The sequence below is a fragment of the Brevibacterium album DSM 18261 genome, assembly GCF_000426445.1.
Classification (GTDB): Bacteria; Actinomycetota; Actinomycetes; order Actinomycetales; family Brevibacteriaceae; genus Brevibacterium; species Brevibacterium album.
The window spans coordinates 150,037-163,691 of the sequence record NZ_AUFJ01000009.1; the positions used below are offsets into that span (position 1 = coordinate 150,037).

Annotated in this window: 10 protein-coding genes; 4 read left to right on the forward strand and 6 right to left on the reverse strand. The window is 72.3% G+C overall.

The window, feature by feature from the left end; translation table 11 throughout:
• Positions 1 to 149: 149 nt before the first annotated feature.
• A complete protein-coding gene (locus K318_RS23270) occupies positions 150 to 866 on the reverse strand; it encodes a GntR family transcriptional regulator (RefSeq protein ID WP_029088055.1) in 717 nt (238 codons plus the stop codon).
• Positions 867 to 1,139: 273 nt separating this feature from the next.
• On the opposite strand from K318_RS23270, the gene coaA reads away from it, so the two are divergent.
• Together coaA and K318_RS0100800 are read left to right on the forward strand one after the other, a co-directional pair.
• Positions 1,140 to 2,186, forward strand: coding sequence for a type I pantothenate kinase (gene coaA, locus K318_RS0100795; RefSeq protein WP_029088056.1), 1,047 nt, complete (start codon positions 1,140 to 1,142; stop codon positions 2,184 to 2,186).
• A 176-nt stretch (positions 2,187 to 2,362) separates the two neighbouring features.
• On the forward strand, positions 2,363 to 4,288 hold the full coding sequence (locus K318_RS0100800; RefSeq protein WP_029088057.1) for an ABC transporter ATP-binding protein: 1,926 nt from the start codon (positions 2,363 to 2,365) through the stop codon (positions 4,286 to 4,288).
• Positions 4,289 to 4,297: 9 nt separating this feature from the next.
• On the opposite strand, the gene K318_RS24100 is transcribed toward K318_RS0100800, so the two are convergent.
• The 5 genes from K318_RS24100 to rplM all read right to left on the reverse strand — a co-directional run bounded on the left by K318_RS24100 (position 4,298) and on the right by rplM (position 8,131).
• Positions 4,298 to 4,963 carry an RES family NAD+ phosphorylase gene (locus K318_RS24100; protein WP_245579750.1) on the reverse strand — a complete coding sequence of 222 codons (666 nt, stop codon included), beginning with the start codon at positions 4,961 to 4,963 and terminating at the stop codon, positions 4,298 to 4,300.
• A 2-nt stretch (positions 4,964 to 4,965) separates the two neighbouring features.
• Positions 4,966 to 5,484 carry a hypothetical protein gene (locus K318_RS24910; RefSeq protein WP_051297294.1) on the reverse strand — a complete coding sequence of 173 codons (519 nt, stop codon included), beginning with the start codon at positions 5,482 to 5,484 and terminating at the stop codon, positions 4,966 to 4,968.
• A gap of 87 nt (positions 5,485 to 5,571) precedes the next feature.
• Positions 5,572 to 6,936 (reverse strand): phosphoglucosamine mutase, encoded by a 1,365-nt coding sequence (glmM, locus tag K318_RS0100815; RefSeq protein WP_029088059.1) that lies wholly within the window; start codon positions 6,934 to 6,936, stop codon positions 5,572 to 5,574.
• A 205-nt stretch (positions 6,937 to 7,141) separates the two neighbouring features.
• Positions 7,142 to 7,648 carry a 30S ribosomal protein S9 gene (gene rpsI / locus K318_RS0100820; RefSeq protein WP_029088060.1) on the reverse strand — a complete coding sequence of 169 codons (507 nt, stop codon included), beginning with the start codon at positions 7,646 to 7,648 and terminating at the stop codon, positions 7,142 to 7,144.
• A gap of 39 nt (positions 7,649 to 7,687) precedes the next feature.
• Positions 7,688 to 8,131 carry a 50S ribosomal protein L13 gene (gene rplM / locus K318_RS0100825; protein WP_029088061.1) on the reverse strand — a complete coding sequence of 148 codons (444 nt, stop codon included), beginning with the start codon at positions 8,129 to 8,131 and terminating at the stop codon, positions 7,688 to 7,690.
• A 262-nt stretch (positions 8,132 to 8,393) separates the two neighbouring features.
• Here rplM and K318_RS0100830 point away from each other — a divergent pair, with 262 nt between their 5' ends.
• The gene (locus K318_RS0100830; RefSeq protein ID WP_029088062.1) at positions 8,394 to 11,318 is read left to right on the forward strand and encodes a hypothetical protein; all 2,925 of its coding nucleotides are present in this window, start codon (positions 8,394 to 8,396) and stop codon (positions 11,316 to 11,318) included.
• Positions 11,315 to 13,597, forward strand: a complete 2,283-nt coding sequence (locus K318_RS18420) for a hypothetical protein (protein ID WP_035280136.1) — start codon at positions 11,315 to 11,317, stop codon at positions 13,595 to 13,597. Before K318_RS0100830 ends, K318_RS18420 begins: the two co-directional genes overlap by 4 nt.
• Positions 13,598 to 13,655: the final 58 nt, after the last annotated feature.

The following is a 13,655-nucleotide window of genomic DNA, read 5'->3' on the forward strand; positions in this document are numbered from 1 at the left end:
GCCGCGCTCCCGGGCCCGGCGGAGACGCCGCGGTGAACCGCCGAAGGACGTCTGTGAACATCTTGCGCGAGTCCGCGCACAGGTGGCCGCGCGCGGTCCCGGCCCGGCCGAGGGCGTCGGGCCGCAGGCGCGCCGGGCGTCCGGCCGCCTCACGCCTCCGCGCCGGTGCGGACGACGAGGCGCACGGAGTCGATCCGCAGCCACGTGCGCGAGGCCATGAGCATCCGCCCCGAGGCCGCATCGCGGGTGAGGGTCTCGACCAGCCACGCGGTGCGCACCGCGTCATGGGCGAGCATTCGGGAGACCTCGGCGGGCGGGTCGTCGACCGTGACGGTGGTGAGCGCCCGCACGGGTGCGAACCCGAAGGCTCGCATGATCTCGTAGACGGACTCGATGACGCCGAGGCCGGCGTCCACGTTCTCCACCGCGCCGGGGGCGAACCACTCCTCCGAATAGGAGGCGACGAAGCCGTCGATCGTGCCGCGGCGGTGGACGCGCATGGCCTCCGCGCCCGGTGCCGCGCCCAGCAGGGAGTCGAAGGGGGCCGTGAGCGGATGCCACCCGGCGGAGACCACCGTCGTCCGCAGCTCCGCCCCGCATTCGGAGGCGACCGCGTGGAAGCTCGGCACCTCGTCGCCGGTGAGGGCGAACTCGGCGCGGCGGGCGGTGTAGGTCCCGGAGCCCTGCACCCTGCGGATGAGGTAGCGCCCCTCCAGCCTGGCGAGCGCGCCGCGGACCACGCTGCGGCCCACCGCGAACCGATCCATCAGCTCCGATTCGCTCGCGAGCCTGTGCCCCGGCGGGAGCGCCGCGATCTCGTCTGCGAGGACATCGGCGAGCTCGGCCGAGGCAGCCGTCCCGCTCATGCGCCCCTCACCTGCGCACCTTCGCCATCGGTGTCCCTTCCGCGCGCCTGCCTCATGCCGGACGACACTAGGCCGCAGGCAGGACCGTCCGGTGGCCCGCAGGTGACGTGCGGATGACGCCGGGGGTGCGCGGACGTGAAGAGCATTCCGAACCCGGTGAATGTCTCCCCGCTGCGCGACCGCCGGCGCAGGAGGTCCGGCCACGGGCGCGCGCGCATCTCACGGACGGAGCTGCGGCGGAGGTGTGAGCGGGCTCATGAGAGAATCATCGGCATGGCTTCGACTGAGCATGCCTCGTACGTCCCCGATTCCGCCAGGCGTCTGGCCGGGCTGCGGCCGTACCGCAGGGGGGACGCGGACACCGCGACCTCACCGTACTGGCACTTCAGCCGCGAGCAGTGGGCCCGGCTCTCCGACACCACCGAGCTGCCGCTCACCTACGACGACATCCAGCGCCTCCGCGGCCTCGGCGAGCGCATCGACGTCACCGAGGTCGAGACGGTGTACCTGCCGCTGTCACGGCTGCTCAACCTCTACTCGGCCGCCCGGGGCGAGAAGCACGCCGTCACCCGCGAGTTCCTCTCTCCCCTGCGCGACGAGGGCTTCGAGCCCGCGCCGGTCCGCACGCCGTTCGTCATCGGGGTGGCCGGCTCCGTGGCCGTGGGCAAGTCCACCACCGCGCGCCTCCTGCGCGAGATGCTGGCGCGCTGGTCGGACACCCCCCGCGTGGAGCTCATCACCACCGACGGCTTCCTCTTCCCCAATGCGGAGCTGGCCCGGCGCGGCCTGTCAGGGCGCAAGGGCTTCCCGGAGTCCTACGACCGCCGCGGCCTCCTCCGCTTCATGGCGCAGGTGAAGTCCGGTGCGCCCGAGGTGCGCGCCCCCGTCTACTCCCACCACACCTATGACATCGTGCCGGGGGCGAGCGTGACGGTCCGGCGTCCGGACATCCTCATCGTCGAGGGCCTCAACGTGCTCCAGCCGCCCCGGCCCCGGGCCGACGGCAGGGTGGGCGTGTCCGTGAGCGACTACTTCGACTTCTCGATCTACGTCGACGCCGCCGCCGCCGACATCCGCGACTGGTACGTCAACCGCTTCCTGCGGCTCAAGCACGGCGCCTTCACGGACCCCGACTCCTTCTTCCACCGCTACTCGCAGCTCTCCGATGACGAGGCCCGCTCCCTGGCCGTCGAGATCTGGGACTCGATCAACTCCCCCAACCTCCGCGAGAACGTGCAGCCCTCGCGCGGCCGGGCGGATCTGCTGCTGCGGAAGTCCTCCGACCACACCATCTCCCGCATCCAGCTCCGCAAGCTCTGACGAGGACGCGCCCGCGGGGCGCCGACGTCCTCGACCGCATTACGCCCTGAGCGATATGCGCCCGCTCCCAGGATGGATCCGGTCCGGCACGGCGTTCCCTGCGGATGATCGGCCGGTTCCCGGCCTGCCGACCCGCCGCCTGCGCGCGCGACCCGCACACCGACGAGGAGACCCGTATGAGCATGCCCAGCCCCCAGTCCCTCATGCACCTGCAGACGGCGGCGGCACGGCGTGCGGGTCAGGGCTCGAGCACGCGCCTGGACCGGGCCACCATGATGCGCATGCTCTCCTTCGCCACGCGGCAGAAGTGGAAGCTCGCAGTGTTCCTCGTGCTCTCCGTGCTGGTCTCGGTGGCGGGCGTGATCACGCCCGTGCTCTCCGGCAGGATCGTCAACACCATCACGGCCGGCGGCCCGGTCTCCGTCATCGTGTGGCTCGCGCTCGCGATCGCAGGACTGGCGCTCGCCGAGGCTGCCCTCACCCTCATCAACCGCTGGCTGTCCGCGCGCGTGGGCGAGGGGCTCATCTTCGATCTGCGCACCGCGGTGTTCGACCACGTGCAGACGCTGCCCGTGGCGTTCTTCAACCGCACGCGCACGGGCGCCCTCGTCTCTCGGCTGAACACGGACGTCATCGGGGCGCAGCGCGCATTCTCCAACACGCTCTCCGGCGTCGTCGCGAACTTCGTCTCCCTGCTCATCACGGTGGGCGTCATGGTGACGATCTCCTGGCAGGTCACCGTCCTCTCGATCCTCCTGCTGCCCATCTTCCTCGTGCCCGCCCGGGTGCTGGGCGGGAAGCTCGCGCGGCTGCAGCACGAGGCGGCGGACCACAACGCCGCGATGTCCAACCGGATGACGGAGCGGTTCGGCGCAGGCGGGGCGACGCTCGTGAAGCTGTTCGGCTCCCCCGCGCGGGAGTCCGCGGAGTTCGCCGCCCGCGCCGGGCGCGTGCGGGACATCGGGGTCCGCGTGGGCATGCTGCAGACCACGTTCGTCACCGCGCTGACGCTCGTGAGCGCACTCGCGCTGGCCCTCGTCTACGGCCTCGGCGGCTGGCAGGCGGTGGCCGGCGGGATGGACGCCGGCAGCGTCGTCTCTCTGGCGATGCTGCTGACCCGTCTCTACGGACCGCTCACGATGCTCGCGAATGCGCGCATGGACATCATGAGCGCCGTGGTGAGCTTCCAGCGCGTGTTCGAGGTGCTCGACCTCAAGCCGCTCATCACGGAACCGGCCGAGCCCCGGCGGCTGCCGGGGGCGGCCTCGGGCACAGCCGGTGCCGCGGGGACCGCTGCGGGAGAGACCGCGCCCGAGGTGTCCCTCGCCTTCCGCGACGTCTCCTTCGCCTATCCCTCCGCCGCCGAGGTGTCGCTGGCCACGCTGGAGGAGGTGTCGGTCCTCGACGAGCGGGGCGGGCAGGAGGTGCTCCACGGCATCGACTTCGAGGTCCCGGCCGGGCACACGGTGGCGCTCGTGGGCTCCTCCGGTGCGGGCAAGTCCACCATCGCCTCGCTGGTGCCCCGGCTCTACGACGTGACGGGCGGGGCAGTGGAGCTCGCCGGGGTGGACGTGCGCGAGCTCAGCTTCGACTCGCTCAAGGCGACGGTGGGGATGGTGACCCAGGACGGGCACCTGCTCCACGAGACGATCGGGGAGAATCTGCGGATCGCGAGGCCGGAGGCGAGCGATGCGGAGCTGGAGTCGGCCATCCGCCGGGCGCGGCTGACGGAGGTCATCGGCCGCCTGCCCGACGGGCTCGACACCGTGATCGGGGAGCGCGGCTACCGGCTCTCCGGCGGCGAGCGGCAGCGGCTCACCATCGCCCGGCTGCTGCTGGCCGCTCCGCCCGTGGTGATCCTCGACGAGGCGACCAGTGCGCTCGATTCGACCAACGAGGCGGCGATCCAGCACGCCCTGGACGAGGCGATGCACGGCCGGACCGTCCTCGTGATCGCGCACCGCCTGTCCACGGTCCAGAACGCGGATGAGATCCTCGTGGTCGAGGACGGCCGCATCGCCGAGCGCGGGACGCACGCGCAGCTGCTGGCCGCCGGCGGCAAGTACGCGGAGCTCCACCGAACCCAGTTCAGCCAGGGGTGAGGCTGCGTCTCAGGGCCCGGCAGAGTCCCCGTCGAGCGGAACGATGCGAAGCTCCGTGTCACGGGGGATCTCGACCATCGTCAGCTCCGTCATCTCACGGACCGCGGCACGCGCGGAGATGGTCTCCTGCACATGGACTTCCCCCGCTCCGGCACAGCCGAATGCTGCCAGGCACCACTCACCCCCGGTTCCCGCTGTGAACCGCGACTGGTACCGGATGCCGCCGAAGCCCGCATCGTCCATCGCAGCAGCCCACGCCCGCGGAATCTCGTAATTCGGGAACGGTCCTGAAATCTCGCCGGGAATCACGCCGTGCGACAGGGCTGCAGGGGAACAGAAATCTGCCGCACGCTCCACCGGCAGATCGATCTTCGAAACGCTGCGACCTTCAACCTGGGAACGCACAACCACGCCCCCACCTGCGAGTCGGGGACCCAGCAGCTCTCGCACACATGTCTGCACGCTGTTGGCGGCGTACAGGGTCCCCCGGGGAATATCCAGGTTGAACCGCCCGCCCTCCCCGGAGGAATACCACCCGGGATTGTGGTGGGACCGATGAACACGGTGGAGCGAAACCGTCCCGCCCCCTCCCGTCACTGCGAACGAAGGGAATCGCAGGAAGTCACGATCGAGGCCCGGAGCCTTCTGCAGAGGCGCAGATCTGGGACTCTCCACCGTCAGGCCGCCCAACGGGCTGCGTCGTCTTCCGCTTCTGCCAGGATGTCGCGGACCATCTCCCGACTGCCTGATTTCAGGGCCGCCAGCGCTGTGACACCACCGTGATCGGCAGTCAGCCACAGCGCGATCGTCCATCCATCAACGGCAGCGTGAGAGAGGGCCTCAATCGCGTTCGCCACCTCCGGATGGACACGGCCGCCCTCGAACTGGAACGTGGGGAAGAGCCTGGTGCCGTCAGCGGTGTCCACTGCGAGCATCCGCCCACGCTTCACCCGCTCATGCACCGCCTGCCGAGAGACACCCAGCAGCGCAGACACGTCCGCACGCCGGTAGAAGGGGCCTGCTCTGAGATCCAGAACAGATCTGCGCGGGATCGCATCGAGCATCCGCTGGGCGAGCTCTTCGACGGTGAGCGACTCCCCTTCGGCCTCGGCCAGGTACGCGGCGAGCTGGGGACGAACCCGATCCAGCACCTCGCCCGCGCTCTGGTCCGCACGGTTCTCCAACGCCGATGTCATGACTGCCCCTTTCGACCACGAGCATCTCATGAGGCGTCAAGAGGCGTCAAGGTCCCGCCCGCTCCCCTCCTCCGGTCGAACCCGGGCTCACAGCGCCAGGCGGGCGCTCACCACCGCGGCGAGGCGCTCGGCCTGGGACTGCGCCACGTCCTCGGCGGCGGCCTCGACCATGACCCGAATGAGCTGCTCTGTGCCCGAGGCCCGCAGCAGGACCCTGCCGGACTCCCCCAGCTCCGCCTCGACCGCGGCGATCTCCGCCTGCACACCGGCGTCCTCGCCCACACGGGCCTTGTCCACGCCCTTGACGTTGAGGAGCACCTGCGGGAGCTTGGGCACCTCGGCGGCGAGATCGGCGAGCGTGCGCTTGGCCGTCGCCATCCGGTGCATGAGGTGGAGGGAGGTGAGCACGCCGTCGCCCGTCGTGCCGTGGTCGAGCATGAGCACGTGCCCCGACTGCTCGCCGCCCAGGGCATAGCCGCCCGTGAGCATCCGCTCGAGCACGTAGCGGTCTCCCACGGCGGTCTCCTCGACGCGGATGTCCCGCTTGGCCATCGCGAGCCGGAGCCCCAGGTTGGACATGACCGTGACGACGAGCGTGTCGTCCCTGAGCCGGCCGTCCTCCTTCATCCCCACCGCCAGGATGCCCATGATCTGGTCGCCGTCCACCTCGCGGCCCAGTGCGTCCACTGCCAGGCAGCGGTCGGCATCTCCGTCGAACGCCACACCCAGGTCCGCCTGGTGGTCCACGACCGCGCCGCGCAGGTTCTCGATGTGCGTGGAGCCCACGCCGTCGTTGATGTTGTAGCCGTTGGGTTCGGCGGCGGTGACGATGACCTCCGCACCCGCCTGCCGCAGCGCCGACGGGCCCACCACGGAGGCTGCGCCGTGCGCGCAGTCGACCACGACGGTGAGCCCCGCCAGCGGAGTCTCGCCCTCGGCCGCGCCGAGGCTGCGCACCAGGTGCTCGGCGAACTCGTCCGAGGCCGCCGGGTACCGGGTGATGCGTCCCACCTCACGCCCCGTGGGCCGGTCCCAGTCCTCGTCGAGCAGAGCGAGGATCTCGTCCTCCTGCGCGTCCGTGAGCTTGGTGCCGCCGGGGCCGAAGAACTTGATGCCGTTGTCCGGCATGGGGTTGTGGGAGGCGGAGAGCACGACCCCGAAGGCCGCTCCCGTCGCCTTGACCGCGTGCGCGATGCCCGGTGTGGGGAGCACCCCCACATCACGGACGTCCACGCCGGTCGAGGCGATGCCGGCGGCCGTCGAGGCAGCGAGGAAGTCACCGCTCACCCGCGTGTCCCTGCCCACGATCGCGACGGGACGCCTGCCGAACGGCGCCGCCTCCGGGCGTGCCAGCACGCGGGAGCCCGCGACTGCGAGCTGCAGCGCCAGGCGTGCGGTGATGTCCTTGTTCGCCAGTCCTCGCACACCATCGGTGCCGAACAGTCGAGCCATTGCGGAAGTTCCTTCCTTCGGGTTCTGCGCCAGTGTACGTGCGCGATCGGCGAGCGCCGCTGAGCCACACTGGCGCATGTGTGTGACGCTCGCGCAGGTGTACGACGCCGGGAGGCTCCGCACCACGCGAGAAGCCCCCGCCCGGTGGGAACCACCTGACGAGGGCTTCTGCGCTGCGCCGGTGCGCAGCGACGAGCGCGGAAGATCAGCGCTTCGAGAACTGCGGCGCCTTGCGGGCCTTCTTGAGACCGGCCTTCTTGCGCTCGGGGACGCGAGCATCGCGGGTGAGGAAGCCGGCCTTCTTGAGCTCGGCGCGGTTGGCCTCACGGTCGACCTGGTTGAGCGAGCGTGCGACGCCGAGACGGACGGCACCGGCCTGGCCGGACGGTCCGCCGCCTGCGATGCGGACGATCACATCGAAGCGACCCTCCAGATCGAGGAGCGCGAAGGGCTCGTTCACGAGCTGCTGGTGCAGCTTGTTGGGGAAGTAGGTCTCCAGGTCGCGACCGTTGATGGTCCACTGGCCGGAGCCCGGGACCAGGCGCACGCGGGCGATGGCCTGCTTGCGGCGGCCCACGCCCGAACCCGGAGCGGTGAGCGACTCGCCGCGGCCGCCGGCCACGTTCTCGCCCAGACCGGCCGAAGCGGGGGTCTCGGTGCTGTATTCGGTGAGCTCGACGTCGGCGACGTCAGCGGTGGTGTTGTCTGCCACGATTCTCCTCGGTGAAAGTTCTCAGAGCTGCCGGCGCGCTTACTGCGCGACCTGGTTCAGCTCGAAGGGCTGGGGGTTCTGAGCGCTGTGCGGGTGCTCGGGGCCTGCGTAGACCTTGAGCTTGTGCATCTGCGCCCGACCGAGGCGATTCTTGGGGATCATGCCGGCGATTGCCTTCTCCACGGCGCGCTCGGGGCGCGTCGCGAGGAGCTCGGCATAGTTGACGCTCTTGAGGCCGCCGGGGTAGTTCGAGTGGCGGTAGGCCCGCTTCTGCTCGAGCTTGGCGCCGGTCAGCGCGACCTTGTCCGCGTTCACGATGATCACGAAGTCACCCGTGTCGATGTGAGGCGCGAAGGTCACCTTGTGCTTGCCGCGGAGCAGGCGAGCCGCCTGCGAGGCAAGACGACCGAGGACCACATCAGTGGCGTCGATGACATGCCACTGGCGCTGGACATCGCCGGGCTTCGGAGTGTACGTACGCAAAGTTGCCTTCTTACATTCGTCTGTTGTTGACCTGCACACACTCGCACCCTCCGGTCGTGAGTCGAAGGGGAACGAACAGGCCGTACCTTAAGTAGCTGCGCTCTCAGACACGGAAGACCCGCTTGCAAGCCTGCAACGCGACTAGAGGCCCAGCGGTAAGAACGTGTTGACGCGGCAACGACGCTCAAATCTACCGCATGCCGCGCATCCGGGGCAAACCGCGGTCCAGGCTCCGCCAAGGACGCGCCGGTAGGCTTGTACGGTGTTCGCCCGTCTGCTCGCCGCGCTCGCGGCCCTCGCCTGCGTCCTCGGCCTCGCCCTGCCCGCACACGCCTGGGCGGCCTCCCCGCAGGATCCCGCGACCGGCGCTGCACAGGCTGCCGACCCGGAAGCCGCCCCGGCAGCCGACGGCACCGCCGAGTCGGCGGGCGCGGTGGTCGTGGGCGCCTCCGGGCTCGCCCTCGAGGACCTCTCCCCCGAGCGGACACCGCACCTCTGGAGCATGGTCGCAGGCGGCGCCGTGGGCAACCTCAGCGTGCGCACTCTCACACCGGCCACGTGCGCGGCGTCCGGCTGGCTGAGCATGGGCGCGGGCGCCCGCATGTACGGGGTGGACCTCACTCCGGCATGGCAGCACCCGCTGTTCCTCGACCGCGCCTGCCCGCGGATGCTCGAGCCGTCGCCGGAGCTCGCCGAGGCGAGCGCGGAGGACGCCGAGGCGGCCTCGGGCGACGAGGCGGCCTCGGCCGGTGCCGGCTCCTCCCCCGAGACCGGGCGCGCGGCGGGACCGATGCCGGCGGGGTTCGCCCCGGCGCAGTTCTCCGAGTACCACCGCGTGCAGGACGCGAACGACGGGGCGGGCTACTCCGCCGCTCCCGGAGCGTTCGCACGCGCGGCCGCACCCGATGCCTCCCCCGACGGCGACGCCGATCCCGATGACTCCGCCTCCGCCGACGGCACGGACCCGGAGAGCCCTGCCCCGGGCGAGGGCGAGCCCGCGGCCGCCTGGTGCACCGCCGCCGTGGGCACGGGCGCGGCCCTCGCCGCCGCGGACCCGGACGGCAGCGTGGACCGCTGGATGCCCCTGCACACCTTCCTCGGCATCGGGGACGGCCCCGAGTCGTCCGCCGGCGACCGGGCCGACGCCTCGGGCCCCGAGAACCCGGCGCTCGGCACACGGGAGGCGAGGACCGCTCAGCTCACCGCGTGCCCGCTGACCCTCGTGGACGCGGGCACGGCCGCCGACCCGCTGTGGGACCCCGCGGCCTCCGCCATCTGGTCGGAGAGCACGCTCGGCTCGCTGCGGTCGGCCCAGATCCAGGAGCTCGACGCCCGTGTGGGACTCGTCCTCGAGGCCGTGCCCGAGGACCGCGACGTCATCGTGGCCGGCGTGGGAGACGCCGCCTATCCCTCGCGCCTGCGCGCCCTGCTCGCGCAGGGCCCCTCCTATCCCCCGGGCACGCTCGCCTCCAGCTCCACCCGGCAGCCGGGACTCACACAGCTCACCGATGTGCTCCCGGGTGCGCTGCGCGCCGCCGGGCTCGAGGCCGAGGGCACCTCGCCCGCAGCGCTCTCCGTCGACACCTCGACCGCGGAGGACGGCCTCCTGGCCGCACCGGAGGGCGCCTCGGCGGAGCAGGAGGCTGCGCAGGCCGGTGCCGTCGCTGTGCAGACGGGCACCGTCGCTCAGCAGTCCGGCGCCGCCACGGCGCAGAGCCGCATCGACACGCTCGTCGCCGATGCGCGCAAGGCCGCGACCGTCCACACGCACGCGCAGACCTTCGGCATCGTCCTCGACGTCCTGTTCTACGCGCTCTTCCTCTTCGCGGCCGTCGTGTTCGCACGCCCCGTCGCGGCCGCCCTGCGCCGGCGCAGCGCCCGCGCGCAGGCCCGAGCCGCATCCCTGAGGCCCGCTGCCGCCGTCGCCGCCTCACCGCCGGCGATCCCGCTGACCGGCTGGCGCACCGCGACCGCCTGGGCGTGCTTCGCGCTCGCGCTCCTGCCCGTTGCGAGCTTCCTCGCAGGCCTGCTCCCCTGGGGCCGTGCTCCCGATCCCGCGATGGCGCTCGCCGGCTCCATCGCGGCCGCCGTCCTCGTGCTCCTCGCTGCGGCCGTCGCCGGTCCCTGGCGGCGCACCTGGGCGGGCCGGATCGCTGCGGTGTGCGCGCTCAGCGCGGTCGTGCTCGTCGCGGACGTGGCGCTGGGCTCGCGCCTGCAGTTCAACTCGCTCATGGGCTACAACCCCATCGTCGCCGGCCGCTTCTACGGGCTCGGCAACCAGGGTGCCGCCCTGTTCCTCGTCGCCTCTCTGCTGGGCCTCGGCCTCACGGCCGCCCGGCTCTTCTCCGCGGGCCGGGCCGGCTGGGCACGCGCGCTCACCGCGCTCTGGGCCGCCGCGAGCGTCATCGTGCTCGGCAATCCGGCGTGGGGGGCGAAGTTCGGCGGCACCGTCGCCGCACTCGTGGGCTTCACCGTGCTCCTCCTCGCGCTCTTCCGCATCCGGGTGAGCATCCTCAGGCTCGCCGTCGTCGGGGTGGGCGCCCTCGCCGTCATCGTGGGCGTGGCCGGGCTCGACTACCTCCGCCCGCCGCAGGAGCGCTCGCACTTCGGCAACTTCTTCGCCCAGGCGCTCGACGGCCAGCTGTTCGACGTCATCGGCCGCAAGCTCGAGGCCAACCTCCGGATCGCGGTGATCAACCCCGGCCTCGCGCTCGTCGTCCCCCTGGGCGTCCTCATCGTCCTCTTCGCCCTCGCCTACCTCCGCAGGCACCCGCGCACGGCGCCCCTCGCGCGCCCCTGGACCGGACGTCTGCCCGAGGCGCTCGAGAACCCGCAGGTCCACGCCGGCTTCCTCTCCGCCGTCCTCGCGCTCGCGGTGGGCCTCGTCATCACCGATTCCGGCATCGCGGTCCCGGCCACGGGCGCGATGATGCTCGTGCCGCTCCTCGTCGTCATGAGCCTCGACGCCGCCCAGCGCGAGGAGGAGGACGCGCTCCGCCGTCCCGAGGCCGGCACCGGATCGCCTCCGGAGGGCAGCGCCGCGGCCGGCCTCGCGGACGCGGAGGCGCGCTCCGGCCACGGAGGCGAGCGTTCGACGCGCGGTCACGCACAGTCCGTCCGCGAGGCCGAGCCCTCCCCCGGCCGGGAGTCACGCTCCGCGACCACGCACCCGGGGGCCGGGGAATGAGGCGGGCCTGGCACCTCGCCGTCACGGCCGTGCTCATCGCGCTCCTCGCGCTCACGGCGACGGGCGGGCCGGCCTCGGCGCTGGTCCCGGCCTCGGCCGCATCCGTCGGCGGTGCACAGACGAGCTCGGACACCGCGTCACACGCACAGGCCGCACCCGCGGAGCAGGCCTCCCCTGCGGAACCGGGCGCAGCTGCCGCACCGTCGGAGCCCTCCGCGAACGGCGGGGCCGCGGAGGATCCCGAGCGCCGTCCCGTGGTCCTGCTGGGCTTCGCCGGGCTCACCTTCGAGGACGTCGACCCCGATCGCACCCCCCACCTCTGGCGGATGGTCGCAGGCGGCTCCGTGGGCACCATGACGCCGCGCTCCGTCCGCGACACGAGCTGCGCGGCCGACGGCTGGCTGGGGGTCGCCTCCGGTCGCCGCGCCGCCGATGAGCCCCGGCCCACCTGCCGGGTGCTCGCGGACCCGATCGGCGGCTGGGTGCCGGACTGGGACATCTACCTCGCCCAGGCCGCCGCCGACAACTACACCCCCGCCGTGGGGGCGCTCACGGAGGCCGCCGAGGCCGCGGACGTCAAGGTGCGCGGCATCGGCCCCGGTGCGGCGATCGGCACCGCCTCGCCGGCGGGACGGACCGGCTCATGGGAGCCCCTGGCACAGTCGGGCGAGCGCGGGACGCAGGTGGTCGCCGCGGCGGACGCGGCAGAGATCGTGCTCGTGGACCTCGGCAGCGTCTACGCCCCGGGGCACTCGGTCACGGACCTCGACGCCGCCGTGGGCGAGGTCCTCGACGCCGCCGACGCCGTCGAGGGACAGGCTCCGACCGTGATCGCGGCCTCGCTCGCGGACGGGCGCACGGACGAGTCGCGGATGCAGTTCACCGCCGTCCTCTCGGGCACGGACGCCACCGGTGCCGCGTCGGGTGCAGACGGCGCCGAGCTCCTCACCTCGGCCTCCACCCGCCAGCCCGGCCTCGTCCAGGTCTCCGATCTCGCCCCCACCCTGCTGACGATGGCCGGCGCCGAGAGCGGCGCGAACTTCGCCGGCGCGCCCATGCACTTCGAGGACGGGCCGGCCGGGGCTCAGCCCAAGCACCAGCTCATGCTCGACAGGCAGACGGCCGTGCTCACGCAGCAGAGCATCTCCGCCTGGATGTACGCCGTCTGGGGTGTGCTCCTGCTCGCCTCGCTCCTCGTCGGCGTCGTGGCCGCGAGACGCACGGGGACAGCGGGCGTCTCGACGCCGCTCACGGTGGGCGGCCTGTTCTTCGCCGCGCTTCCCGTGTCCACCTATCTCGTGAATGTCCTGCCCTGGGAGCGCTCGACCTCCCCGGACGTCGCGATGCTGGGCGGGGTGATCGGCTGGGCCACGGTGCTCACCGCCCTCGCGCTCCTCGGTCCGTGGACGCGGCTGCGCGGAGGCAGGATCGCATTCGTCTCCGCGGTGACGCTCGGCGTGCTCGTCTTCGACGTCGCGACCGGCTCACGGCTGCAGATGTCGACCATGCTGGGCGAGCCGCTGCTCATCGCCTCCCGCTTCTACGGGATCGGCAACTCCGCCCTCGCCCTCTACTGCACCGCGCTCCTCGTGCTCCTGGGCGTCGCATGCTCGTGGCTGACCGGGACGGCGGAGCGGCGCCGGCGCTGGCTCACGACCGCCGTCGTGGTCACCGCCGTCCTGGCCTCGTGCGCGCTGCTGGCCGCTCCCGGCCTGGGGACCAAGTTCGGCTCAGTGCCGACGCTCGTCCTCGGCACCGCGGTCTTCGCCCTCACGGCGGCGGGGATCAGGCTGTCCTGGAAGCGGCTGCTGGTGTTCGGCGGCGGGGCGGGCGCGCTCATGCTCGCGGTCCTCTTCCTCGACTGGCTGCGGCCCGCGGCCGACCGCACCCACTTCGGCCGCTTCTTCGACTCGCTGCTCTCCGGCGAGGCCGGCGCCGTGCTCCTGCGGAAGATCGGCATGAACGTGGACATCCTCACGCAGAGCTGGATGACCGTCCTGCTGCCGCTCGCCGTGGCCGCAGTGCTGTGGGCGGCGATCTCGCCCGCCCGCTTCCGCATCCCCGGCCTCGCCGAGCAGTACCGTGCGCTCCCGCTCCTGCGGCCGGCGCTCATCTCGCTGGCGGTGCTGCTCGCGGTCGGCACCTTCATCAACGACTCCGGCATCGTCGTCCCGGCCGTGGGCATGCTCTTCCTCGTGCCCGTGCTGGCAGCGAGCGCCGCGGAGGGCGTGCGCGAGCCGGACGTGCGCGAGCCCGGCGTGCAGGAGCCTCTGCGCTGAGCGCGCGTCAGCGCTGAGCGTGAACCTGCGCTGAGCGCGCGCCTGCGCCGGGCGGCCG

Coding starts and splice junctions, on each gene's coding strand:
- K318_RS23270 (WP_029088055.1), bottom strand. CDS start 866: ATGAGCGGGACGGCTGCCTCGGCCGAGCTCGCCGATGTCCTCGCAGAC.
- coaA (WP_029088056.1), top strand. CDS start 1,140: ATGGCTTCGACTGAGCATGCCTCGTACGTCCCCGATTCCGCCAGGCGT.
- K318_RS0100800 (WP_029088057.1), top strand. CDS start 2,363: ATGAGCATGCCCAGCCCCCAGTCCCTCATGCACCTGCAGACGGCGGCG.
- K318_RS24910 (WP_051297294.1), bottom strand. CDS start 5,484: ATGACATCGGCGTTGGAGAACCGTGCGGACCAGAGCGCGGGCGAGGTG.
- glmM (WP_029088059.1), bottom strand. CDS start 6,936: ATGGCTCGACTGTTCGGCACCGATGGTGTGCGAGGACTGGCGAACAAG.
- K318_RS18420 (WP_035280136.1), top strand. CDS start 11,315: ATGAGGCGGGCCTGGCACCTCGCCGTCACGGCCGTGCTCATCGCGCTC.